The 23,009-nt window shown below is 71.3% G+C and carries 20 protein-coding genes; 11 read left to right on the top strand and 9 right to left on the bottom strand.

The annotated features are described in order from the left end of the window. Nucleotides 1–383: 383 nt before the first annotated feature. A complete protein-coding gene (gene recQ / locus AB0C25_RS34680) occupies nucleotides 384–2,225 on the bottom strand; it encodes a DNA helicase RecQ (RefSeq protein ID WP_357379119.1) in 1,842 nt (613 codons plus the stop codon). Between the two features lie 79 nt (nucleotides 2,226–2,304). Then, entirely contained in the window at nucleotides 2,305–2,649 is a 345-nt protein-coding gene (locus AB0C25_RS34675) for a hypothetical protein (protein ID WP_357379117.1), read from the bottom strand. A gap of 251 nt (nucleotides 2,650–2,900) precedes the next feature. Between AB0C25_RS34675 and rapZ the strand changes: the two genes are divergently transcribed. From rapZ to AB0C25_RS34635, 8 genes are all read left to right on the top strand, one after another. Next, nucleotides 2,901–3,803, top strand: coding sequence for an RNase adapter RapZ (gene rapZ / locus AB0C25_RS34670; protein ID WP_357379133.1), 903 nt, complete (start codon nucleotides 2,901–2,903; stop codon nucleotides 3,801–3,803). Next, on the top strand, nucleotides 3,800–4,843 hold the full coding sequence (locus tag AB0C25_RS34665) for a 2-phospho-L-lactate transferase CofD family protein (protein ID WP_357379115.1): 1,044 nt from the start codon (nucleotides 3,800–3,802) through the stop codon (nucleotides 4,841–4,843). Before rapZ ends, AB0C25_RS34665 begins: the two co-directional genes overlap by 4 nt. Before the next feature lie 54 nt (nucleotides 4,844–4,897). Beyond that, nucleotides 4,898–5,878, top strand: a complete 981-nt coding sequence (gene whiA / locus AB0C25_RS34660; protein ID WP_238681773.1) for a DNA-binding protein WhiA — start codon at nucleotides 4,898–4,900, stop codon at nucleotides 5,876–5,878. Between the two features lie 265 nt (nucleotides 5,879–6,143). Further along, nucleotides 6,144–7,148 carry a type I glyceraldehyde-3-phosphate dehydrogenase gene (gene gap, locus AB0C25_RS34655; protein WP_357379113.1) on the top strand — a complete coding sequence of 335 codons (1,005 nt, stop codon included), beginning with the start codon at nucleotides 6,144–6,146 and terminating at the stop codon, nucleotides 7,146–7,148. Then, a complete protein-coding gene (locus tag AB0C25_RS34650) occupies nucleotides 7,145–8,401 on the top strand; it encodes a phosphoglycerate kinase (protein ID WP_357379111.1) in 1,257 nt (418 codons plus the stop codon). The genes gap and AB0C25_RS34650 overlap by 4 nt, the downstream gene beginning before the upstream one ends. Then, nucleotides 8,402–9,193, top strand: coding sequence for a triose-phosphate isomerase (tpiA, locus tag AB0C25_RS34645; protein ID WP_357251392.1), 792 nt, complete (start codon nucleotides 8,402–8,404; stop codon nucleotides 9,191–9,193). A gap of 95 nt (nucleotides 9,194–9,288) precedes the next feature. Next, the gene (gene secG, locus AB0C25_RS34640; protein ID WP_355033235.1) at nucleotides 9,289–9,549 is read left to right on the top strand and encodes a preprotein translocase subunit SecG; all 261 of its coding nucleotides are present in this window, start codon (nucleotides 9,289–9,291) and stop codon (nucleotides 9,547–9,549) included. A gap of 140 nt (nucleotides 9,550–9,689) precedes the next feature. Further along, nucleotides 9,690–10,031 carry an RNA polymerase-binding protein RbpA gene (locus AB0C25_RS34635; RefSeq protein WP_357379108.1) on the top strand — a complete coding sequence of 114 codons (342 nt, stop codon included), beginning with the start codon at nucleotides 9,690–9,692 and terminating at the stop codon, nucleotides 10,029–10,031. Between the two features lie 10 nt (nucleotides 10,032–10,041). Here AB0C25_RS34635 and pgl read toward each other — a convergent pair whose 3' ends face one another. The 6 genes from pgl to tkt all read right to left on the bottom strand — a co-directional run bounded on the left by pgl (nucleotide 10,042) and on the right by tkt (nucleotide 18,532). Next, nucleotides 10,042–10,812, bottom strand: a complete 771-nt coding sequence (pgl, locus tag AB0C25_RS34630) for a 6-phosphogluconolactonase (protein ID WP_357379106.1) — start codon at nucleotides 10,810–10,812, stop codon at nucleotides 10,042–10,044. 137 nt (nucleotides 10,813–10,949) lie between these two features. Further along, nucleotides 10,950–11,966 carry a glucose-6-phosphate dehydrogenase assembly protein OpcA gene (locus AB0C25_RS34625; RefSeq protein ID WP_357379104.1) on the bottom strand — a complete coding sequence of 339 codons (1,017 nt, stop codon included), beginning with the start codon at nucleotides 11,964–11,966 and terminating at the stop codon, nucleotides 10,950–10,952. Then, complete coding sequence (gene zwf, locus AB0C25_RS34620) at nucleotides 11,963–13,516, bottom strand: glucose-6-phosphate dehydrogenase (RefSeq protein ID WP_357379131.1); 1,554 nt, start codon at nucleotides 13,514–13,516, stop codon at nucleotides 11,963–11,965. Before zwf ends, AB0C25_RS34625 begins: the two co-directional genes overlap by 4 nt. Nucleotides 13,517–13,518: 2 nt before the next feature. Next, nucleotides 13,519–15,168: a glucose-6-phosphate isomerase gene (locus tag AB0C25_RS34615; protein WP_357379102.1), complete on the bottom strand. Its 1,650-nt coding sequence runs from the start codon at nucleotides 15,166–15,168 to the stop codon at nucleotides 13,519–13,521. Between the two features lie 34 nt (nucleotides 15,169–15,202). Continuing rightward, nucleotides 15,203–16,378 (bottom strand): transaldolase, encoded by a 1,176-nt coding sequence (tal, locus tag AB0C25_RS34610; RefSeq protein WP_357379100.1) that lies wholly within the window; start codon nucleotides 16,376–16,378, stop codon nucleotides 15,203–15,205. Nucleotides 16,379–16,393: 15 nt separating this feature from the next. After that, nucleotides 16,394–18,532 carry a transketolase gene (gene tkt / locus AB0C25_RS34605; RefSeq protein WP_357379098.1) on the bottom strand — a complete coding sequence of 713 codons (2,139 nt, stop codon included), beginning with the start codon at nucleotides 18,530–18,532 and terminating at the stop codon, nucleotides 16,394–16,396. A gap of 266 nt (nucleotides 18,533–18,798) precedes the next feature. Here tkt and AB0C25_RS34600 point away from each other — a divergent pair, with 266 nt between their 5' ends. The 3 genes from AB0C25_RS34600 to AB0C25_RS34590 all read left to right on the top strand — a co-directional run bounded on the left by AB0C25_RS34600 (nucleotide 18,799) and on the right by AB0C25_RS34590 (nucleotide 21,298). Then, on the top strand, nucleotides 18,799–19,752 hold the full coding sequence (locus AB0C25_RS34600) for a heme o synthase (protein WP_357379096.1): 954 nt from the start codon (nucleotides 18,799–18,801) through the stop codon (nucleotides 19,750–19,752). A gap of 279 nt (nucleotides 19,753–20,031) precedes the next feature. Next, nucleotides 20,032–20,364, top strand: coding sequence for a hypothetical protein (locus AB0C25_RS34595; RefSeq protein ID WP_357379094.1), 333 nt, complete (start codon nucleotides 20,032–20,034; stop codon nucleotides 20,362–20,364). Nucleotides 20,365–20,377: 13 nt separating this feature from the next. Further along, on the top strand, nucleotides 20,378–21,298 hold the full coding sequence (locus AB0C25_RS34590; RefSeq protein ID WP_357379092.1) for a hypothetical protein: 921 nt from the start codon (nucleotides 20,378–20,380) through the stop codon (nucleotides 21,296–21,298). 704 nt (nucleotides 21,299–22,002) lie between these two features. On the opposite strand, the gene AB0C25_RS34585 is transcribed toward AB0C25_RS34590, so the two are convergent. Next, nucleotides 22,003–22,968 carry a COX15/CtaA family protein gene (locus tag AB0C25_RS34585; RefSeq protein WP_357379090.1) on the bottom strand — a complete coding sequence of 322 codons (966 nt, stop codon included), beginning with the start codon at nucleotides 22,966–22,968 and terminating at the stop codon, nucleotides 22,003–22,005. Between the last annotated feature and the right edge of the window lie 41 nt (nucleotides 22,969–23,009).

Genomic DNA, 23,009 nt, shown 5'->3' with positions numbered 1-23,009 from the left:
CGACCCCAACCAGGCCGCCTACCAGATCAGCGTCGAGCACCTCGCCGACTGGATCGCCACCCGCGGCTACGCCACCAGCTGACCCCCACACCACCGCACCACAGCAACGCCGCAACGCCGCAACGCCGCAACGCCGCAACGCCGCAACGCCGCAACGCCGCACCACCGCAACGCCGCAACGCCGCAACGCCGCAACGCCGCACCACCGCACCACCGCACCACCGCACCACCGCAAGGCCAGGCCACCGCAAGGCCGCACCACACCGCAAGGCCGCACCACCGCAAGGCCGCACCACCGCGAGGCCGCACCACCGCACCACCGCACCACCGCACCAGCCAAGGGCCGGACCCCCACGGGGTTCGGCCCTTCGGCATCACTGACGTCAGTCGGCGGCGAGGACGCCGAGGATCTGCTCGCCGTACTTGGCGAGCTTGTTCTCGCCGACCCCGCTGACGCGGGACAACTCGGCCAGCGTGCCCGGCGCGTCGCTGGCGATCTGTCGAAGCGTGGCGTCATGGAAGATCACGTACGCCGGGACGCCCTGCTCCTTGGCGCTGGCCGCCCGCCAGCTCCGGAGTCGCTCGAACAGCGACGCGGCGGCCGGTGTCAGCTCGGCCACCACGGTGGCCGCGCCGCGCGGTTTCGACGAGCGGCTGGAGGCCGGCTTCTCCGGCTCGCGGCGCATCGTGACCGTGCGGCGGCGACCCAGGACGTCGGCGCTCGCCTCGGTGAGGGCGAGCGTGCCGTAGTCGCCCTCCACGGCGAGCAGCCCTTCGGCGAGCAGTTGTCGGACCACGCCCCGCCACTCCGCCTCGCTCAGCTCGGAGCCGATGCCGAAGACGGTGAGCGAGTCGTGACCGTACTGGCTGATCTTGTCGGTCTGTTTGCCGAGCAGGATGTCGATGCAGTGCCCGGCGCCGAAGCGCTGGTTGCGCTCACGGTCGAGACGGAAGATCGCGGAGAGCAACTTCTGGGCGGCGACCGTGCCGTCCCAGGTCTCCGGTGGGGTGAGGCAGGTGTCGCAGTTGCCGCAGGCGGCCGTGGACGTCTCGCCGAAGTATTCGAGCAGTTGGACCCGCCGGCAGCGCACCGTCTCGCAGAGGGCGAGCATCGCGTCCAGGTGCGCGGCGAGGTTGCGGCGGTGGGCGAGGTCGCCGTCGGAGGTCTCGATCATCTTGCGTTGCTGGACGACGTCCTGCAGCCCGTACGCCAGCCAGGCCGTGGAGGGCAGGCCGTCTCGCCCGGCGCGGCCGGTCTCCTGGTAGTAGCCCTCGACGGACTTGGGCAGGTCGAGGTGGGCGACGAACCGGACGTCGGGCTTGTCGATGCCCATGCCGAAGGCGATGGTGGCCACCATGACGAGGCCGTCCTCGCGCAGGAAGCGCTGTTGGTTGCGAGCGCGGGTGGCCGCGTCCAGACCCGCGTGGTACGGCAGGGCGGCGACGCCGTTGGCGACGAGGAACTCGGCGGTCTTGTCGACCGAGGCGCGGGACAGGCAGTAGACGATGCCGGCGTCGCCGGGGTGCTCGTCGCGCAGCAGCGTCAGCAGTTGCTTGCGCGGCTCCCGCTTGGGCACGATGCGGTACTGGATGTTGGGCCGGTCGAAGCTCGCCACGAAGTGCCGCGCGTCGTCGAGCTTGAGCCGGGTGGCGATCTCGGTGCGGGTGGCGCTCGTCGCGGTGGCGGTCAGCGCGATCCGCGGCACCTCTGGCCAGCGCTCGTGCAGCATCGACAGCGCGAGGTAGTCGGGGCGGAAGTCGTGGCCCCACTGGGACACACAGTGCGCCTCGTCGATCGCGAACAGGGAGATGCGACCCCGGTCCAGCAGGGCGAGGGTGGACCGGACGCCAAGTGCCTCCGGGGCGAGGTAGAGCAGGTCCAGCTCGCCGGCGACGAAGGCGGCCTCGACCCGGCGTCGGGCGTCCAGGGTCTGGGTCGAGTTGAGGAAGCCGGCGCGGACGCCGACCGCGGTGAGGGCGTCCACCTGGTCCTGCATGAGCGCGATCAGCGGGGACACGACGACCGCGACGCCGTCGCGGACCAGGGCCGGGATCTGGTAGCACAGCGACTTGCCGCCACCGGTGGGCATCAACACCAGGGCGTCGCCGCCGTCGACCACATGGTCGATCACCTGCTGCTGGAAACCGCGGAAGGCGTCGTAGCCGAACACCCGGCGCAGCACCGGCAGCGCGCCTTCGGTACGCAGGTCGGTGGGGGAAGCCATCCGCGGAGTCTACGAGCCCACCCCGACAGCACCCGCCCGGCGCTCCCGAGTGGGTGGGCGCGTCGGGCGGGCGGTGCGGTCAGCTGGGTTGGCTGGACCGGTTCGCCAGACCGCGCGGCGGGGCCTTCATTCCGACCACGATGTCGACGATCTCGATGTAGCGGGCCTTGGCACCCATCCGGAAGGCGGTGGCCGCCGCGTTGATCTCCTCGAGGGTGTCGCCCTCGACGATCGTGACCTGGTCGTACTTGCCGTTGACCCCGGTCGTCACGACGTGCGTGAGCTGCTTGGCGAAGCGGCCCAGGTCCCGTGCGTGCTCGGCGGAGACCTCGTGGATGCCCTCCCGGCCGAGCGCGAAGTACTCCGGGCTGATCCGCATGAACAGGAAGCCGATGTATTTGTTCTTGTCCGCAAGGTCGTGCATCGCACCCTCCCAGATGTCGGTCTGACCTGCGACGATCACGAAAAGCTTATTGATGATTACTGATCGTTATCAAGACTGGCGACTGTCGGGAGCACGACCGCCGGCCGTCGATCGCCGGACGACCCGGGACAGGTGCCGGCCCCCGCCCGGATGGCGGGATAGAGTCGCTGATTGACCAATCGCGGCCGAGGGGGCCGCGGCGCCACAGCTTGGGGGTACGGGTGAGCGAGGCGCGCGCAGCCGGTGACCGGATCAACGATCCGGTTGCCGTGGACGGGCAGCTGGCGGCCGAGTCGGAGACCACACTCGTGGTGGTGACCGGCGTCTCCGGGGGCGGCCGCAGCACTGTCGCCCGCGCGTTGGAGAACGTCGGCTACTACGTGGTCGACAACCTGCCGCAGGCGCTGATGCTGGACATGGCCGAGTTGGCGTTCAAGGCGGGCGGGGCGGCTCGGCGTACCGCGATGGTGTTGGACGTCCGGTCGCGGGCCTTCTCCACGGACCTGGCCGGGGCGATCCGGGAGCTGAAGGAACGCGGCTTCTCGCCCCGGGTGGTCTTCGTCGACGCCGACGACGAGGTGCTGATCCGGCGGTTCGAGAGCGTCCGGCGCTCGCACCCGTTGCAGGGCGACGGGCGGCTGGCCGACGGCATCGCCGTGGAGCGTGGCCTGCTGGAGGAGGCGCGTGACCAGGCCGACGTGATCATCGACACCAGCCACCTCAACGTCAACCAGCTCCGGCGTCGCATCGAGGAGCTGTTCGGCGGCGAGGACGCCCGCCGGCTGCGGGTCACCGTGCTGTCGTTCGGCTTCAAGTACGGCCTGCCGCCGGACGCCGACTTCGTGCTCGACGCCCGCTTCCTGCCGAACCCGTACTGGGTGCCGGAGCTGCGCGAACACACCGGTCGGGAGGAGGCGGTCAGCGCGTACGTGCTGGGTCAGGAGGGTGCGGAGGCCTTCGTCGCCTCGTACGCCGACCTGGTCAACGCCACCACCGCCGGCTTCGAGCGGGAGGGCAAGCGGTACCTGACGGTCGCCGTGGGCTGCACCGGCGGCAAGCACCGCAGCGTGGCCATCGCCGAGGAGTTGGCCAGCCGCCTGCGCCACTCCGGGCTGGCAGCCAACGCCCAGCACCGCGACCTGGGGCGCGAGTGACGGCCCGCCGGGTGGTGGCGTTCGGCGGTGGGCACGGGCTCTCCGCCTCCTTGCGGGCGCTGCGCCACTGCGCACCCGAACTCGACCTCGACATCACCGCCGTGGTCACCGTCGGGGACGACGGCGGCTCCAGTGGCCGCCTGCGCGCCGAGCGGGGTGGACTGCCCCCGGGTGACCTGCGTCAGGCCCTCGTCGCGCTGGCCGGCGACCACCCGGCCACCCGACGCAGCGCCGGGTTGTTCCAGCACCGCTTCGCCGCCGTGCCGGCCGGCGTACCCGAAACTGGGGCGACCGACCCGGACCGGGACGACGCGGTCCGGCGGGGCACCGACGGGGCGTCGGCCGGCGCCGACGGGCTGGCCGGGCACGCGGTGGGCAACCTGGTGCTCTGCGGTCTCATGGAGCTGCTCGGTGACCCGGTGGCCGCGCTGGAGCACGCCGGCGCGATGCTCGGCGCGGTCGGCCGGGTGCTGCCGATGTCCCGCCAGCCGGTCGGCATCGAAGCGCGGGTACGCGGTGTCGACCCGGCCGCCCCCGACGAGGTACGGACCGTGCGCGGCCAGCACCAGGTGGCGGTCACCACGGGGCGGGTCGAGTCGCTGCGCCTCACGCCCGCCGCCCCGGCGGCCTGCGCCGAGGCCATCGAGGCGATCATGGCGGCGGACTGGTTGATCTTCGGGCCGGGCAGTTGGTACACGAGCGTGCTTCCGCACCTGCTGGTGCCGCAGTTGGCCGACGCGATCGTGTCCACCTCGGCCCGGCGGCTGGTCACGTTGAACCTCGCCGCGGAGAAGGAGACCCTCGGGCTCTCGGTCGCCGACCACCTCGCGGCCCTGCACTGGTACCTGGCCGAGCTCAAGGTGGATCTCGTGCTCGCCGATGCCCTGGCGGTGGGTGACCCCGAACCGGTCGAACGTGCGGCAGAATCGCTGGGTGCCCGCCTGGTCCTCGCCCCCGTCGCCGTCACCGACGGCACTCCCCGCCATGATCCGGCTGCCCTGGGCGCCGCGCTGGTGCCTGTCCTGGGCGCCGATCGTTAGACACGTACGTAATCTCCGGCGACACGCCGGAACCGGTCCGTGAGGGGACGCACAATGGCGATGACGGCCGCGGTCAAGGACGAGCTGAGTCGGGTCGACGTGCCCAAGCCCTGCTGTCGGCGGGCGGAGATGGCCGCACTGCTGCGCTTCGCCGGCGGGCTGCACATCGTCTCCGGCCGCGTGGTGGTGGAGGCGGAACTGGACACGGGGGCGGTGGCCCGGCGGTTACGCCGGGAGGTCGCCGAGGTCTACGGATATCCCAGCGAGATCCACGTGCTGGCGTCTGGTGGCCTGCGCAAGGGCAGCCACTTCATCGTGCGGGTGGTCAAGGACGGCGAGGCCCTCGCCCGGCAGACCGGCCTGCTCGACGTACGGGGCCGCCCGGTGCGTGGGCTGCCCCCGCACGTGGTGGCGGCGAACGTCTGCTGCGCGGTCTCCGCGTGGCGGGGCGCGTTCATGGCCCACGGCTCGCTCACCGAGCCCGGCCGTTCCAGTGCTCTGGAGATCACCTGCCCGGGGCCGGAGTCGGCGTTGGCGCTTGTCGGCGCGGCTCGCCGCATCGGCATCACCGCCAAGAACCGCGAGGTGCGCGGCGTGGACCGGGTGGTGGTCAAGGACGGCGACGCGATCGCCGCGCTGCTCACCCGCATCGGCGCGCACTCCAGCGTGCTGGCCTGGGAGGAGCGTCGGGTACGCCGGGAGGTGCGGGCCACCGCCAACCGGCTCGCCAACTTCGACGACGCCAACCTGCGCCGCTCGGCGCGCGCCGCAGTCGCCGCCGCCGCCCGGGTCACCCGCGCGCTGGAGATCCTCGCCGAGGAGGCGCCCAACCACCTGACCGACGCCGGGCGGCTGCGCCTGGAGCACCGGCAGGCGTCCCTGGAGGAGTTGGGCGCGCTGGCTGACCCGCCGCTGACCAAGGACGCCATCGCCGGGCGGATCCGCCGGCTGCTCGCCCTGGCCGACAAGCGCGCCCGGGACCTCGGCATCCCGGATACGGAAGCGGCAGTCACGCCCGACATGCTCGTGGTCTGATAGGACGGTGGGGTCGCACGGTGTGCCCGGGAGCACGACCCGGCGCGGCGTGGTCTCGCACGCTCGGATAGGGTCGCTGCGTACGGCAAGGGGGCCGACACCGGCACTCCTCGCTGTGCCCACCGCCTCGGGCGGTCAGGTCCGCAGACCGCGCGGCGGGGTGGCCGAGATGAACCGTCAGCGGCCGGCTCCAACGGTCGGCGCACACCATTCCCGCCGGCCCGTTGTCTGAAGCCGGTGGACCAGAACGCGAGGAGATGGGACCTTGACCATCCGGGTTGGCATCAACGGCTTTGGCCGAATCGGCCGTAACTTCTTCCGGGCAGTGCTGGCGTCTGACGCCGACATCGAGGTCGTGGCGGTGAACGACCTGACCGACAACGGCACGCTCGCCCACCTGCTCAAGTACGACAGCATCCTCGGCCGCCTGCCCTACGAGGTCAAGGCCACCGCCGACGAGATCACCGTCGGTGGCAAGACCATCAAGGCGTACGCCGAGAAGGACCCGTCGAAGCTGCCGTGGGGCGAGGTGGGCGCCGACGTCGTCATCGAGTCGACCGGCTTCTTCACCGACGCCACCAAGGCCAAGGCGCACGTCGCCGGCGGGGCCAAGAAGGTCATCATCTCCGCCCCGGCGAAGAACGAGGACGTCACCGTCGTCATGGGTGTCAACCACGACACCTACGACCCGGCGAAGCACACCATCATCTCCAACGCTTCGTGCACCACCAACTGCCTCGCCCCGATGGCGAAGGTCCTGCACGACACGTTCGGCATCCAGCACGGTCTGATGACGACGATCCACGCGTACACCCAGGACCAGAACCTCCAGGACGCGCCGCACTCGGACCTGCGTCGGGCCCGGGCCGCCGCGCTGAACATCGTCCCGACCTCGACCGGCGCCGCCAAGGCCATCGGCCTGGTGCTGCCGGACCTCAAGGGCAAGCTCGACGGGTACGCGCTGCGGGTGCCGATCCCGACCGGCTCGGTCACCGACCTCACCGTCAACGTGGGTCGGGAGACCACCGTGGACGAGGTCAACGCCGCGCTGAAGGCCGCCGCGGACGGCCCGCTCAAGGGCATCCTGGTCTACAACGAGGACCCGATCGTCTCCTCCGACATCGTCACCGACCCGGCGTCGTGCATCTTCGACGCGCCGCTGACCAAGGTCGTTGGCAACCAGGTCAAGGTCGTCGGCTGGTACGACAACGAGTGGGGCTACTCCAACCGGCTCGTCGACCTGGTCAAGTTGGTCGGTTCGTCGCTGTGAGCATCCGGACCCTCGACGACCTGCTCGCCGAGGGGGTGGCAGGTCGGCGCGTGCTGGTGCGCGCCGACCTGAACGTCCCGCTCGACAAGCAGTCCGGAGCCATCAGCGATCATAACTCCGCCTCCGCGCCGCAAGGCGGCACTCCGGACGGAGTGAGGATCGCCGACGATGGCCGGATCCGCGCGGTGCTGCCGACCCTCGGCGCGTTGGTCGAGGCCGGCGCGAAGGTGGTCGTCTGCTCGCACCTGGGCCGCCCGAAGGGCGCGCCGGACCCGCAGTTCAGCCTCCGCCCGGTCGCCGGGCGGCTCGGTGAGCTGCTCGGCGCGCCGGTGCACTTCGCGACCGACACCGTCGGTGAGTCCGCCCGTTCCACTGTCGCGGACCTGGGCGACGGCCAGGTCGCCCTTCTGGAGAACCTGCGCTTCAACGCGGGCGAGACCAGCAAGGACGAGGCCGAGCGGGGTGCCTTCGCCGACCAGCTCGCCGCGTTCGGCGACGCGTACGTGGACGACGCGTTCGGCGCCGTGCACCGCAAGCACGCGAGTGTCTTCGACGTGCCGGCCCGGTTGCCGCACGTCGCGGGCCGGCTGGTGCTGCGTGAGGTCGAGGTGCTCTCCAGGCTCACCGCCGATCCCGAACGGCCGTACGTGGTGGTGCTCGGTGGGTCGAAGGTGTCCGACAAGCTCGCCGTGATCGAGGCACTGCTGCCCACGGTCGACCGGCTGCTCATCGGTGGCGGGATGTGCTTCACCTTCCTCAAGGCCCAGGGCCTGGAGGTGGGCACCTCGCTGCTGGAGAAGGACATGGTCGAGACCTGCCGCAACCTGCTGGAGCGGTCCAACGGCAAGATCATGCTGCCGGTCGACGTGGTGGTGGCGGACGCGTTCGCCCCGGACGCCGCGCACGACACGGTCCGGGTCGACGGCATCCCGAGCCACCGGCTCGGTCTGGATGTCGGCCCGGAGACGGTGGCCGGCTTCAGCGCCGCACTGTCCCCGGCGAAGACGATCTTCTGGAACGGTCCGATGGGCGTGTTCGAGATGCCTGCCTTCGCGGCGGGCACCCGGGGCATCGCCGAGGCGATCACCAAGGCCGACGCGTTCAGCGTCGTCGGTGGCGGTGACTCGGCGGCGGCGGTCCGTGCCCTGGGGCTGGACGAGTCGTCCTTCGGGCACATCTCCACGGGCGGCGGCGCCTCCCTGGAATACCTTGAGGGCAAGACCCTCCCCGGCATCGCGGCCCTGGAGAACTGAATGTCGAGCACCACCCGTCGGCCGTTGATGGCCGGCAACTGGAAGATGAACCTCAACCACCTCGAGGCCAACCTGCTCGTGCAGAAGTTGGCGGCGAGCCTCACCGAGAAGCAGCTCACCGAGGTTGAGACGGTCGTGCTGCCGCCCTTCACCGACCTGCGGACGGTGCAGACCGCGGTGGACGGCGACAAGCTGCTGATCGGCTACGGCGGGCAGGACCTCTCCGCACACGCGTCCGGCGCGTACACCGGGGAGATCTCCGGTCCGATGCTGGCCAAGCTCGGCTGCACCTACGTGGTGGTCGGGCACTCGGAGCGGCGGGCCTACCACAACGAGGACGACGCACTTGTCAACGCCAAGGTGAAGGCGGCGCTGACGCACGGCCTGACGCCGATCCTCTGCGTGGGGGAGGGGCTGGACGTCCGCGAGCAGGGCACCCACGTGGCGCACTGCGCCGACCAGCTCGACGGGGGCCTCGCCGGGCTCACCGCCGAGCAGGTGCGGCAGGTCGTGATCGCGTACGAGCCGGTCTGGGCGATCGGCACGGGCAAGACCGCGACGCCGGAGGACGCCCAGGAGGTCTGCGGGGCGGTCCGTCAACGACTGGCGGAGCGCTTCGACCAGGAGACCGCCGACCAGGTCCGGGTCCTCTACGGCGGCTCGGTCAAGGCGTCCAACGTCGCCTCGATCATGGCCCAGCCGGACGTGGACGGGGGCCTGGTGGGGGGCGCCAGCCTGGACGCGGAGGAATTCGCTCAGATCTGCCGCTTCCCGGAGCACATCGCTCGCTGATCGCTCGGTATCCTGGACACCGCCCGTCCGCCGGTCGGTGCCGCCGTGCCCGATCAGACCGGGCGAGGATCGCTACGAGAGGACTGACCCCAGCCATGCCGATCTGGTTCGCATACACGTTGATCGTGTTGCTGATCATCACGAGCATTCTGCTCACCATGCTTATCCTGCTGCACCGCGGCAAGGGCGGCGGTCTGTCGAGCATGTTCGGCGGTGGCGTCAGCTCTAGCCTCGCCGGCTCCTCCGTGGCAGAGAAAAACCTGGACCGCTACACGGTTCTGGTGAGTGTCGTCTGGTTCGCCGCCATCGTCGGGCTCGGGCTCTGGCTCCGCCTGCAGATGAACAGCGGCACCTGAGCACGCTCGTTCAGTCGTACAATCTGCGCGCGGTCCGTCACTCGACGGGCCGCGCGCAGGCTTTTCTCCGCTGCACCGCGTCGCCCGCCGTTCACCCCTCTTTGATGGCGGGTCCCCTCCGACGACAGGAGCGAGCAGCCATGCCCAGTGGCAACGTCATCCGCGGCGCCCGAGTCGGTTCCGCGCCCATGCGCCCCGACGAGCGACACCAACCCGCCCCCCGACAGGACGTCACCTACTGGTGCCGCAACGACCACCGGATCGACATCCGGATCGCCGCGGACGCCGAGGCGCCCTCCCGGTGGGACTGCCCCCGGTGCGGCCTGCCCGCCGGCCGGGACGCCCAGAACCCGCCCGGCCGGACCCGCGCCGAACCGTACAAGAGCCACCTGGCGTACGTGAAGGAGCGGCGCACCGCCGAGGAGGGGGAGGCCCTGCTGAACGAGGCACTGGCGGCGTTACGCCGCCGCCGGGGCGAGTAGGCGGCTCCGACTAGCGCAGGCTGCGCAGTCGTGCCGGTACGTCGGCTGCCGCCGCCCGGTCCAGCAGCCAGCGGGTGCGACCCACCCCGTGCACCCCGGCGGCCGGCAACTGCACCGGCCCGGCACCGGCCAACGCCATGCCCACCGCGCGGGCCTTGTCGGCGCCGGCCGCCACCAGCCAGACCTCCTCGGCGGTGTTGATCGCCGACAGGGTGAGCGTGGTCCGCGTCGGCGGCGGCTTGGGGCTGCCCCGCACCGCGCTGACCGGCCGGGTCTCGTAGCCCACCGGGTGCTCGGGGAAGACCGAGGCGACATGCCCGTCCTCGCCGACGCCCAGCATCAGCACGTCGAAGTGCGGCAGCGTAGCGTGCCCGGGCCGGGCGGCGCGCGCCAGCTCCTCCGCGTACACGGCAGCCGCCGCCTCGGGGTCGTTGCCGGCTGGGCCGTCCGAAGGCGGCATCGGGTGCACCCGGGCCGGGTTCAGCGGCACCACGTCCAGCAGGGCGGCTCGGGCCTGGGTCTCGTTGCGGTCCGGATCACCGGAGGGCAGGAACCGCTCGTCGCCCCACCACACGTCGACCCGGGACCAGTCCACCGCGTCGCGGGCGGGCAGCGTCGCCACCGCCCGGTACACGGCCGCGGCGACCCGCCCGCCGGTGAGCACCACCGAGGCCTCACCCCGGTCGGCCTGGGCGTCGAGCAGCTTCACCAGCAACCGGGCCGCCACGGCCTGCGCCAGCAGGTCGGCGTCGGCGTGGACGGCGACACTCGCCTCACTCATGGAATGCGCCTTCGTTTCCCGACCGCGCGGCGGTCGCTGTCGCGTCGTGCCCGGACCGGTTCGCCCGAGATGGTGTGCTCCGGGGCAGGGACCGGACTACACCGGCCCCTGCCCCGACGTCGTGCCCCGGCAGGGCCTCAGCTCTCGCCGCTGGTGCCGGAGTGAGCGGTGACGCCGGCCTCGGCGCGCCGCGCGGTGGCCGGATCCTTCCACACGTGCACCCGCTGCGCGGGGCGCTGCTCCAGCCCACGCAGCCCGACCGTCGCGCCCAGCGCCTCCGCGTACACCTGGTCGGCGTCCAGACGCCGCAGCTCCTCCGCCAACTCGTCACCGAGCGGACGGCGGACCAGCGGCAGTGCCCGGTCGTCCTGACCGGTACGCCGGAACACCGCCATGCTGTCCTCGCGGGTCAACGACAACTGATCGCCGTTGGCGCAGCTCAACCGCACCTCCCGCATCCGGGGAAACTCGTCGGAGTCCACCAGGTGCGGGGTGATGCCGAGCCGGCTGGACAGCCAACCGACCATCAGCGCGGCCGTCGGGTCGGTGGGCGGCGCCACCACCGTCGCCTCGACGACCCGCTCGCTCGCGGTGTCGAACGCCCCGGCGACCAGGGTCCGCCACGGGGTGATCCGGGTCCACGCCAGGTCCGTGTCGCCCGGAGCGTAGTCCCGGGCGCGCTGCCGCAGCGCCTCCACCGGGTCGGCGGCCTGCGCCGAGTCGGTGATCCTGCGGTCGGCGACCACCCCGAGGAAGTCGGTGGCGATCTCCGCCGGCGGCTCGCCGTGCCACCAGGTGACCACCGGCACGTCCGGGACCAGCAGCGGCATGACCACCGACTCGGCATGCAGGGCCAGTCGGCCGTACATCCGGGTGACAACTGCTTCGCACGGGCCGAGCCGGCCACCGACCACGATTTCCGCGTCCAGCCGGTTGCGGTCCCGCTCGATCTCGGAGCGAACCACCACCACGAGCCGGCACGGGTGGGCGGCGGCGGCGATCGTCGCCGCCGCCTCCGCCTCGCGGACCCGCTTCTCGTCCACCACCACGATCAGAGTGAGCGCCATGCCGCTGGCCACGCCACCGGCGCTGCGCCGCTCGGCGGCGAGCGCCTTGACCACCTCGTTGCCGGTGGTGTCCCACAGCCCGATCATGCTCTTCTCCAAGCGCGGCCCTCGCGGGCCAGCATCTCGTCGGAGGCGCGCGGCCCCCACTCGCCGGCCCGGTACGGCTCCGGCTTGGTGCCCGCCCAGGCGTGCTCCAGTGGGTCGATCACCTGCCAGCTCTGCTCGACCTCGGCCGCGTCCGGGAACAGGGTGCGGTCCCCGATCAGCACGTCCAGCACCAGCCGCTCGTACGCCTCGGGGCTGGACTCGGTGAACGCCTCGCCGTACTGGAAGTCCATCGCGATGTCGCGGACCTCCATCGTGGTGCCCGGCACCTTCGAGCCGAACTTGAGCACCACACCCTCGTCCGGCTGCACCCGGATGACCAACTGGTTGTTGCCCAGCGACTCCATGTCGGCGTCGTTGAACGGCAGGTGCGGCGCCTTCTTGAACATGATGGCGACCTCGGTGACCCGCCGGGGCAGCCGCTTGCCGGCCCGGATGTAGAACGGCACCTCCGCCCACCGGCGGTTCTGGATGCCCAGCCGCACCGCCACGTACGTCTCCGTGGTGGAGTCGGTGGGGACGTCCCGCTCCTCCAGGTAACCGACCGCGCGCTCGCCGCCCACCCACCCGGGCAGGTACTGGCCGCGCACGGTGTCCCGAGCCACATCCTTGGGCAGGGTGATCGCCTTGAGCACCTTCAGCTTCTCGGCCCGGATCTCGTCGGCGTCGAAACTGGTCGGCTCCTCCATCGCCACCAGGGCGAGAAGTTGCAGGAGGTGGTTCTGGAGCACGTCCCGGGCGGTGCCGACGGTGTCGTAGAAACCGGCACGGGTGCCGATGCCGACGTCCTCGGCCATGGTGATCTGCACCGAGTCGACGTACTTGGAGTTCCACAGCGGCTCGAACAGGTTGTTGGCGAACCGCAGGGCGAGGATGTTCTGAACGGTCTCCTTGCCCAGGTAGTGGTCGATCCGGAAGACGTCCTCCCGGGTGAACACGTCGTCGACGAGGTCGTTGAGCGCCTTCGCCGAGGGCAGGTCGTTGCCGAACGGCTTCTCCACGACGACCCGACGCCAACCGCCGGACTTCTCGTTGTCGGCCATCCCGGTGCGGGCCAGTTGCTTGAGCACGACGGGGAACGCGGCCGGGGGGATGGAGAAGTAGAACGCCGCGTTGCCCGTGATGCCGTGGGTCTGGCGCAGGTCGTCGAGCGTCGAGGCGAGCTGGTCGAACGCGGCGTCGTCGTCGAACGAGCCGCCGACGAACTTGATGTTGCCGGCCAGCCGTGCCCACACCTCCTCCCGCCAGGGGGTACGAGCGTGCTTGCGGGCGGCCTCGCACGCAAGGGTCTCGAAGTCGCCGTCACCCCAGTCGCGGCGCGCGAAGCCGAGCACCACGAAACCGGGCGGCAGCAGCCCTCGGTTGGCCAGGTCGTAGACGGCAGGGAGTAGCTTCTTACGGGCCAGATCGCCGGTCACCCCGAAGATCACCAGAGCGCACGGCTCCGGGATCCGGGGCAACCGGCGGTCCTGCGGGTCGCGTAGCGGGTTCACCGAACCACCTCCTCGCTCCGCTTCAGTCACGTCGTCCATCCTCACGCCGGCAGGTCACCGGCGGCGTCGAGCAGCTGGGCGACACCGGCGGCACGGTCGGTCAGGTGCAGCCGCAGCACCGGGCGTTCCCGACCGGCGAGCGCCTGCCGGTCCCCGGCGGCCTGCGCCGCCTGCAACTCACCGAAGGTGTACGGCTTGCCCGGCACCGCCAGGTCCTCGGCGACCGCGCCGGTCACCTGGAGGTAGCTGCCCACCTGCGGGCCGCCCTTGTGGTACTGGCCCGTGGAGTGCAGGAACCGCGGACCCCAGCCGAACGTGACCGGCCGCCCGCCCGCCTGCGCCAGCAGCGGCCGCAGCCGGGCCGTGTCGGCGTCGGCGAACCGGTCGAGGTACGCCATCACCGCGAGGTAGCCGTCGTCGCCCAGCCCGTCGAGCAGCCAGCGCAGCACGCCGGCCAGGTCCCCGGGAGCACCCTGCGGGGCGTACACCTCGATCGCGCCCTCGGTGAACGACGGCGACTCCGCCGGCAGGCCCGAGGCCAGGATCTTGTTGGTGTTCTCCTTGGACTCGGTGACGTTCGGCTGGTTGAACGGGTCGATGCCGAGCACCACGCCGGCCACCGCGGTCGCGTACTCCCAGGCCAGGAACTGCGCGCCCAGCGGGCCGTTGACGGCCACGTCCGGGGTGGCGCCGCCACCCGGCACGTCACCGGGGGCCAGCGAGCCCCCGTAGCTGACCGTCAGCACGTCCGCACCGCTGGCGCCGGGGCTCTGCGGCGACTCCACGACCACCGGGAGGATGCCCACCCCGGCCTTGCCCGTCGACTCGGCGATCAGCTGCTCGGCCCAGTCACCGAGACCGTCGATGCCGGTGCCGTCGGAGACCAGGGCGACCTTGTCCCGGGCCAGCGTGGCCGCGGCGCCCAGGGCGGCGCCCAGCGCCAACGCCGGATTGTCCCGGTCCGCGCCGAGCGACGCGGCCAGCGCGTCGGCCTGGTCGAGGAGTTCCGCGACCTCGACCCCGGCCAGCGCCGAGGGCACCAGGCCGAACGCGGTGAGCGCCGAGTACCGGCCGCCCACGTTCGGGTCGGCGAGCACCGTGAACGCGCCCATCTCGGTCGCGGTGGTCTCCAGCGGCGAACCCGGGTCGGTGACGATGACGAAGTGCCGGCCGGCCTCCGCCTCGGTCATCCCCGCGTCCAGGAACGCCTGCCAGTAGACGCGACGGTGGCTGTCGGTCTCCACCGTCGAGCCGGACTTGCTGGCCACCACCACGACGGTGCGTTCCAGCCGGTCACCGAGCGCCGCCCGGACCTGGCCCGGGTCGGTGGTGTCCAGCACGGTCAGCGGCCGGCCCAGCGTCCGGGTGATCACCTCGGGGGCCAACGACGAACCACCCATGCCGGCGAGCACCACGTGGTCCAGGTCGGCCAGCTCGGCTTTCAGCTCCGCGAGCTGCACCAGCAACTCGCGGCTGCGCTGGTGGGTGTCGACCCAGCCGAGCCGGACCTTGGCCTCGGCCTCGGCGTCCGGACCCCACAGGCTCGCGTCCTTGCCGGCCAGCTTGCCCGGGACGCCGGCCTTGACCAGCGCGTCCCGGGTCGAGGCGGGCGCGGACTTGTCGACCGCGTCCGCGCCGTAGACGGCGAGGCCGGCAGCGGCCTCCACCGGCCCTGCGAGAAGGTCACTCATGCCGTCACTCCGCTTCGCTGCGTGCTGCGCTCGCTCATGCGCCACCGGCCTTCTCGGCGCTCTTGGCGTTGCCCTTGGCGGCCTTGTTCGGCGCACCCTTGCCCTTGGCCGCAGCCTCCAGCGACTTGCGGACGCCGTCGAGCAGCTCCTGCCAGCTGGCCTCGAACTTCTCCACGCCCTCGCGCTCCAGGGTGGCGATCACGTCGTCCATGTCCACCCCGACCGACTCCAGGTCCGCGAAGACCTTGCGGGCCGCGTCGTAGGAGCCGGTGATCGTGTCGCCGCGGGTCTCGCCATGGTCGGCGTACGCGTGGATGACCGATTCCGGCATGGTGTTGACCGTACCGGGGGCGATCAGCTCCTCGACGTAGATGACGTCGCGATAGTCCGGGTTCTTCGTCGAGGTGGACGCCCACAGCGGCCGCTGCGGGTGCGCGCCGGCGGCGGCGAGCGCCTTCCACCGGTCGGAGGAGAACACCTCGGTGTAGCGCTCGTACGCCAGCTGGGCGTTGGCGACGGCGGCCTTGCCCTTCAGTGCCTTCGCCTGGTCGGAACCGACCTTCTCGAGCCTCTTGTCGACCTCGGAGTCGACGCGGGAGACGAAGAAGGACGCGACCGAGCCAATCTTCGACAGGTCGTGGCCGTTGGCCTTGGCCTGCTCCAGCCCGGTGAGGAACGCCTCCATGACCGCCGAGTAGCGGTCCAGGCCGAAGATCAGCGTCACGTTGACGCTGATGCCCTCGGCGAGGGTGTCGGTGATCGCCGACAGGCCCTCCTCGGTGGCCGGGATCTTGATGTAGAGGTTGGGGCGGTCGACCAACCACCACAGGGCCTTGGCCTCGGCGACCGTCTTGTCCGCGTCGTGCGCGCTGCGCGGGTCCACCTCGATCGAGACCCGGCCGTCGACGCCCTCGCTGCCGTCGTACGACGGGCGCATCACGTCGCAGGCCCACCGCACGTCGTACGTGGTGAGCATGCGTACGGCCTCTTCCACGTCCACGCCACGGGTGGCGAGGTCGCGGAGCTGCCAGTTGTACTCGTCGGCGTCGCTCAGGGCCTTTGCGAAGATCGTCGGGTTGGTGGTGACACCGGCCACGTGCTTCTCACGGCGCAGCTCGTCCAGCCCGCCGGAGCTCAGTCGCACCCGGGAAAGATCGTCGAGCCAGACCGCCACACCCGCGGCGGTGAGCTCATTCAGCTTGTCCGTCATGCCGTCCACGCTCCCTCAGTTGCCGGTCGTGAAACCGGTGATGTCGCCCACCCGGGCCAGTGAGGCGTGTGCCGCCGCCACGATCCGGTCGCCGGTGAACCCGAACTGCTCGAAGAGCACGGTGTGCGGGGCGCTCGCTCCGTAGTGCTCCAGGCTCACGCTCTCGCCCAGATCACCGACGATGCCGCGCCAGGACATCGCGATGCCCGCCTCCACGCTCACCCGTGCCTTTACCCCGCGGGGGAGCACCGACTCCCGGTACGCCTCATCCTGCTCGTAGAACCACTCCTGGCAGGGCATCGAGACGACCCGGGTCGGGGTGCCGTCGGCCTCCAGCCGCTCCCGGGCGGTCAGGCAGAGCTGCACCTCGGAACCGGTGCCGACGATGATCACCTGCGGCTTGCCGTTGGACGCCTCGGCCAGCACGTAACCGCCCTTGGCCACGCCCTCGGCGCTGCCCAGGACGTCGCGGTCCAGGGTCGGCAGCGGCTGGCGGCTCAGCGCCAGCGCGGTGGGCCGGTCGGTGTGCTCCAGCGCCTGCCGCCAGGCCCAGGCCGTCTCGTTGGCGTCCGCCGGACGCACCACGTCCAGGCCCGGGATGGCGCGCAGCGCGGTCAGGTGCTCCACCGGCTGGTGCGTCGGGCCGTCCTCGCCCAGACCGATCGAGTCGTGCGTCCAGACGTAGGTCACCGGCAGCTTCATCAGCGCGGCCAGCCGCACCGACGGGCGCATGTAGTCGCTGAACACCAGGAACGTGCCGCCGTACGGGCGGGTGCCGCCGTGCAGGGCGATGCCGTTGAGGACCGCGCCCATGGCGTGCTCACGGATGCCGAAGTGCAGCGTGCGCCCGTACTCGTGACCGGGGAAGTCCTTGGTGGCGTGCGCGGCCGGGATGAACGACGGCTCGCCCTTCATCGTGGTGTTGTTGCTCTCGGCCAGGTCGGCCGAGCCACCCCACAGCTCCGGGAGCACCGGCGCGAGGGCCTCCAGCACCTTGCCCGAGGCGGCGCGGGTGGCGACGCCCTTGGCGTCCGCCGGGAAGACCGGCAGCGCGTCGGTCCAGCCGTCCGGGAGTACGCGACCAGCCATCCGCTCGTAGAGCGCGGTGCGCTCCGGGTTGGCCTTCTTCCAGGCGTCGAACGCGCCGGTCCACTCCTGCTCGGCGTCGGAGCCGCGGCCCATCACCGTGCGGGCGTGGGCGAGCACCTCCTCGTCCACCTGGAAGGTCTGCTCCGGGTCGAAGTCGAGGATCCGCTTGGTGGCCTTCACCTCGTCGGCGCCGAGCGCCGAGCCGTGGATCTTGCCGGTGTTCTGCTTGTTGGGCGCGGGCCAGCCGATGATGGTGCGCAGCGCGATGAAGGAGGGACGACCGGACTCGGCACGGGCGGCCACCAGCGCGGCGTACAGCGCCTCGGCGTCCTCGTGGTAGTCACCCTGGTCGGCGTCGCCGCTGCGCCAGTCGACGGTCTGGACGTGCCAGCCGTACGCCTCGTAACGCGCGGCCACGTCCTCGCTCTTGGCGATCCGGGTGTCGTCCTCGATGGAGATCTCGTTGTCGTCGTAGATCACCGTGAGGTTGCCCAGCTGCTGGTGCCCGGCGAGGGCGCTGGCCTCGTGGCTGATGCCCTCCTCGATGTCGCCGTCGGAGACGATGCACCAGATGTTGTGGTCGAAGACCGACGCGCCGGGCTCGGACTCGGGGTCGAACAGGCCGCGCTCGCGGCGGGCCGCCATGGCCATGCCGACCGCGTTGCCCAGGCCCTGCCCGAGCGGGCCGGTGGTGGTCTCCACGCCCGGGGTGTGCCCGTGCTCGGGGTGACCCGGCGTGAGCGAGCCCCACTGCCGCAGCGACTTGAGGTCGTCCAGGCTCAGCGGGTAGCCGGACAGGAACAGCTGGATGTAGAGCGTCAGGCTGGAGTGCCCGGCGGAGAGGACGAACCGGTCCCTGCCGGGCCAGTTCGGGTCGGCCGGGTTGTGCCGCATGACGCGGTTGAAGAGGAGGTACGCCGCGGGCGCGAGGCTCATCGCGGTGCCCGGGTGGCCGTTGCCGGATTTCTCTACGGCGTCCATAGCTAGCACGCGGACGGTGTCGACGGCCCGGCGATCGAGGTCGGACCAGTTCAGTGCGGAGTGCTCGGGTCGTTTGGCAGCCACGATGGTTGTGCTCCTCGGCAGATGGGCGGAACCCTCACCGATGACCTTATCGAGCGTCCCTAAACGTGCGCCCGGGGATCTCCGCATGGTGTGCGCGAGGTGACGTTCCGGATGCTTGGTTCAACCCGGTGGTGTGACGGCCCGCACCGTTGTCGGGTCGGCCGGGCAGCCAAAACGACAACGCGTAGTGTGTGGGTCGGTGTGCGGGCCCGTGCGGTCCCGACCGATCCGATCTCCCCGTGCCCGATGCCGGAAGGTGGCAATCCGTGAGCATGATCACCGAGCGCCCCGCGAGCAATCCGGCCGGGCAGCACCCGGCACGGGCTGCCGAGGGTCCGGTGGCCCGGCGGGACGTACGCGCGATGGTGTCGGCGTACGTGGCGCTCACCAAGCCGCGGATCGTCGAACTCCTGCTGGTCACCACCGTCCCGGCGATGATGCTCGCCGACGGCGGGCTCCCGTCGCTGTGGCTGATGGCCGTCGTGCTGATCGGTGGCTCGCTCGCCGCCGGCGCGGCAAGCGTGCTCAACTGCTACATCGACCGGGACATCGACCAGTTGATGCGGCGTACCAAGCGTCGGCCGCTGCCGGCGCACACCGTGTCACCGCGTAACGCGCTGGTCTTCGGTCTGGTCCTGGCGGCGGTGTCGATCGCCCTGATGGCGGCGTTCACCAATCTGCTCGCCGCCGGGCTGACGCTCGCCGCGATCGTCTACTACGACGTCATCTACACGCTGTGGCTCAAGCGGTCCACTCCGACCAACACCTTCTGGGGCGGCGCCTGTGGGGCGGCCCCAGTGCTGATCGGGTGGGCGGCGGTGACCGGCTCGCTGGCGCCGGCCGCGTGGGGGCTCTTCGCGGTGGTCTTCTTCTGGCAGATGCCGCACTTCTACCCGCTCGCCATGAAATACAAGGACGACTACGCCCGCGCCGGGATCCCGATGCTGCCGGTGGTGGCCTCGGTCCGCCGGGTGAACGCCGAGATCCTGATCTTCGCGTGGCTCACCGTGCTCACCTCCCTGGCCGTCTGGCCGCTGGGGCTCAGCGCGATCTACGGGGTGCCGACCCTGGTGGTGGGTGCCATCTTCGTGCTCGAGGCGCACCGACTCTGCCGCCGCGCGACCCGTGGCGAGGCGGTCAAGCCGATGCGACTGTTCCACTGGTCCACGACGTACCTGACGATCGTGTTCGTCGCCGTCGCGCTCGACGCGCTGATCTGATCCGCCCGCGCCGGCTGTGCCTGGCGACGCGCTTCTGACTAATCATGGCCATGGATGAGTTGTCCGCGTTTAACGTCACATCAGAGTAACTTTCAGCATGAGTCGGAACCGCTCAACTGTGCCGGCCGGACGGCGATTTGCCCGCTATGTTTGTGGGCAAAAGTCCGGATATAACCGGGCAGGTGCGCTGTGGTCGTCGTTAAACCTGTAGGTAATTGGCATCACAAAAGGTTCATGGTTCTCGCCCGAGCGGGTGCGAGTCTGCTTAGGCTTCGCGTCATGGCAGATGGTTCCGATACGACGCTGACGGCCGAGCAGACCGCCGAGCAGGCACCCCAAGGCCTGGTCGCGGGCCTTCAGGCATTCGCCGCCGGCCACGGCGGCGCGAAGGCGGTCATCGAGTACGTCGGCAAGCGTGGCGCACGAATCGTCCTGGTGGGTTCCGACGGCGAGTGGGGCGACCAGTTCGCCGACGACACCGTCACCGCGCGGGAGGCGTGCGCCAAGGCGGGAGTCACCGTCGAGAACGCCTGGGAGCGTGAACTGATGGACCAGATGCGTCCCAGCAACGACCTCTGGCGGTCCATGGCCCGCCGCACGATGGCCCGCTGAACAGCCAGCTCAATTGACCACCCATCACCAGTCGACCCGGGGGGAACCCCGGGTCGCTCTCGTCACCTGCGCCGACCTCGTCGATCTCGACCCGGACGACCGGCTGGTCCTCACTCCGCTCCAGGCCCGCGGCATCTCCGTCGCGACCGAGGTCTGGGACGACCCCGACGTCGACTGGTCCGCCTTCGACCTGGTCGTGCTCCGATCCCCCTGGGACTACGCGCTGCGCCGCGACGAGTTCGTCGCCTGGGCGGCAACCGTCCCGGCGCTTGTCAACCCGGCCGACGTGGTCCGCTGGAACACCGACAAGCGCTACCTCGCTGAGTTGAGCGCCGCCGGGGTGCCGACCGTACCGACGTCGTGGGTCGAGCCGGGGGAGCGCTGGCAGCCACCCGCCGAGGCCGGCGAGTACGTGCTCAAGCCCGCCGTCAGCGCCGGCAGTCAGGACACCGGCCGGTACGACCTGGCCGACCCGGAACACCGGGACCTGGCCACCGCACACGTCCGCCGGCTCTCCGACGCCGGCCGGGTGACCATGGTCCAGCCGTACCTGCGGGCGATCGACACCGAGGGTGAGACGGCGCTGCTCTTCCTGGCCGGCCCGGACGGGCTCGCCTTCAGCCACGCGATCCGCAAGGGCCCGATGCTCACCGGTCCGGACCTCGGCCCGGACGGGCTCTACAAGGCCGAGGAGATCACCGCCCGTACCGCCCGACCCGCACAACTGGCGGTGGCCGAGCGGACCCTCGCCGCGGTGCCCGGCGGCACGCGGCAACTGCTCTACGCCCGGGTCGACCTGATCCCCGGCCCGGACGGGGAGCCGGTCCTGGTCGAGCTGGAGCTGACCGAGCCGTCGCTGTTCATCGGGTACGCCGACGGGGCACCGGACCGCCTCGCCACCGCGATCGCCACCCACCTGGCCCGCGAGGCCTGACCCGCGCTGCCGAGCGCCCGGCGATGGCACCGCGCCCACAGGTCCCTGTCATTGACTCGGCCTCACCGTGATCGACTCGGCTTTCCGGAAGTCGGCCCATCGGACCGGCCCGGACAGCGCGGAATCAAGGAAACCGAGTCGATCACGGCGAACCTTCCCCGAAGGAGTGCGGATCGTGCGGCCGTGACACCCACGTGCCGGATCGCGGGTGGCGGTTTGCTGCGTCAGGCCGACGCGGAGCGTCTGCGCCGACAAGGTCACGCAAAATCCTGGATGTAGTGGCATCACGTACGCCCGATCCCACTACATCCAGGGTCGAGCACGATCTTGACGGCGCGGGCGCCCCGAACTCTTTGCCGGCCTCTCGGGGGCGCTGTGCGTCGTCAAGATTCGCGCAATATCGGGGATGTTGCTGTCTCCTGCGTGTCTGAGGCAGCAACATCGGGGAAGTTGCGCAGATCTTGGCGCGGTGCGCGCGGTGCGTGCGGTGCGTGCGGTGCGTGCGGTGCGCGGGGTGCGGGCTGCGCGCCGTGCGGGGTGCGGGCTGCGCGCGGTGCGCGCGGTGCGGGGTGCGGGCTGCGCGCGGTGCGCGCGGTGCGGGGTGCGGGCTGCGCGCGGTGCGCGCGGTGCGCGGTGCCTGCGGGCACGCCGATGCCGGCCAGGCGGCCGGGCGGTGGCCGGCGGGGCCGGGGGCAGCCAGGCGGTCAGGCGGTGGCTGCGACCGGAGGTGCGGTGTTCGCCGGGGCGGTCTCGGCGGCCGGGGTGACCGGTCGGCGCTCGCGGGTCGACCACTGCACCGACAGCGCGGCCAGCAGCACCAGGCAGGAGCCGAGCATGTGTGCGCCGACCAGGATCGCCGGCACGTGGGTGAAGTACTGCACGAAGCCGATCAGGCCCTGACCCAGCTCCACGGCGACCAGGACGATCGCGGCGCGGGTGGCCCGTCGCGCGCCGACTGCGCGGAACGCGAAGATCAGCGCCACCGAGAGGCCGATCAGCAGGAAGACGGCGTCCGCGTGCACCTGCGAGATCGACTCCGGGTCGAGCCCGTTGCGGGCGGCGCCGTGATCGCCGGCATGCGGGCCGCTGCCGGTGACCCAGGTGCCGATGACCAGCACCGCGACCGCCACGCCGGTGGTGACCCGGGCCAGCGCGCGCAGCGGCGTGGGCACCACGGCCACGGTCGGGCCGTCCGGGTCGCCGATGCGCCGCCAGAGGGCGTACGCGGCGGCGATCACCGCCATCGAGGCGAGGAAGTGCAGGCCGACCACCCAGGGGTTGAGGTTGGTCAGCACGGTGATGCCACCGATCACCGCCTGGGCGGGGATGCCCAGGAAGACCGCCACGGCCAGGGCGAGGAGCCCGGGTCGGCGGGGCCGGTGCAGCAGTACGGCCAGCACGGTGGCCAGCGCGATCAGGCCCACCGCGAAGGTGAGCATCCGATTGCTGAACTCGATCACCCCGTAGACACCCATCTCGGGGGTGGTGACGTACGAATCGTCGGTGCACCGCGGCCAGGTGGGGCAGCCGAGGCCCGAGGCGGTCAACCGGACGGCCCCGCCGGTGAGGACGATGCCCACGTTCGCGATGATCGAGGCGAGCGCGAGGCGGCGCAGCAGGATGCCGGGGACCGGACGGGCGATTCGGTTCACGGCGCAAATCCTACGCACTGTAGTGATCGAGGTTCGGCCGACTCCGTCGGCTCGGTGGT

This window comes from Micromonospora sp. NPDC048839, assembly GCF_040649915.1.
In the GTDB taxonomy this organism is placed as follows: domain Bacteria; phylum Actinomycetota; class Actinomycetes; order Mycobacteriales; family Micromonosporaceae; genus Micromonospora.
Note: the sequence above shows the minus strand (reverse complement) of the source record. Positions and strands in the feature narration are given on the sequence as shown.

Bases quoted from the DNA above. Each gene is read 5' to 3' on its own strand.
- tal (WP_357379100.1), bottom strand. From the start codon at position 16,378: ATGACGGACAAGCTGAATGAGCTCACCGCCGCGGGTGTGGCGGTCTGG.
- pgl (WP_357379106.1), bottom strand. From the start codon at position 10,812: ATGAGTGAGGCGAGTGTCGCCGTCCACGCCGACGCCGACCTGCTGGCG.
- whiA (WP_238681773.1), top strand. From the start codon at position 4,898: ATGGCGATGACGGCCGCGGTCAAGGACGAGCTGAGTCGGGTCGACGTG.
- tpiA (WP_357251392.1), top strand. From the start codon at position 8,402: ATGTCGAGCACCACCCGTCGGCCGTTGATGGCCGGCAACTGGAAGATG.
- AB0C25_RS34625 (WP_357379104.1), bottom strand. From the start codon at position 11,966: ATGATCGGGCTGTGGGACACCACCGGCAACGAGGTGGTCAAGGCGCTC.
- AB0C25_RS34595 (WP_357379094.1), top strand. From the start codon at position 20,032: ATGGCAGATGGTTCCGATACGACGCTGACGGCCGAGCAGACCGCCGAG.
- AB0C25_RS34675 (WP_357379117.1), bottom strand. From the start codon at position 2,649: ATGCACGACCTTGCGGACAAGAACAAATACATCGGCTTCCTGTTCATG.
- recQ (WP_357379119.1), bottom strand. From the start codon at position 2,225: ATGGCTTCCCCCACCGACCTGCGTACCGAAGGCGCGCTGCCGGTGCTG.
- AB0C25_RS34615 (WP_357379102.1), bottom strand. From the start codon at position 15,168: ATGAGTGACCTTCTCGCAGGGCCGGTGGAGGCCGCTGCCGGCCTCGCC.
- AB0C25_RS34635 (WP_357379108.1), top strand. From the start codon at position 9,690: ATGCCCAGTGGCAACGTCATCCGCGGCGCCCGAGTCGGTTCCGCGCCC.
- zwf (WP_357379131.1), bottom strand. From the start codon at position 13,516: ATGGACGACGTGACTGAAGCGGAGCGAGGAGGTGGTTCGGTGAACCCG.
- secG (WP_355033235.1), top strand. From the start codon at position 9,289: ATGCCGATCTGGTTCGCATACACGTTGATCGTGTTGCTGATCATCACG.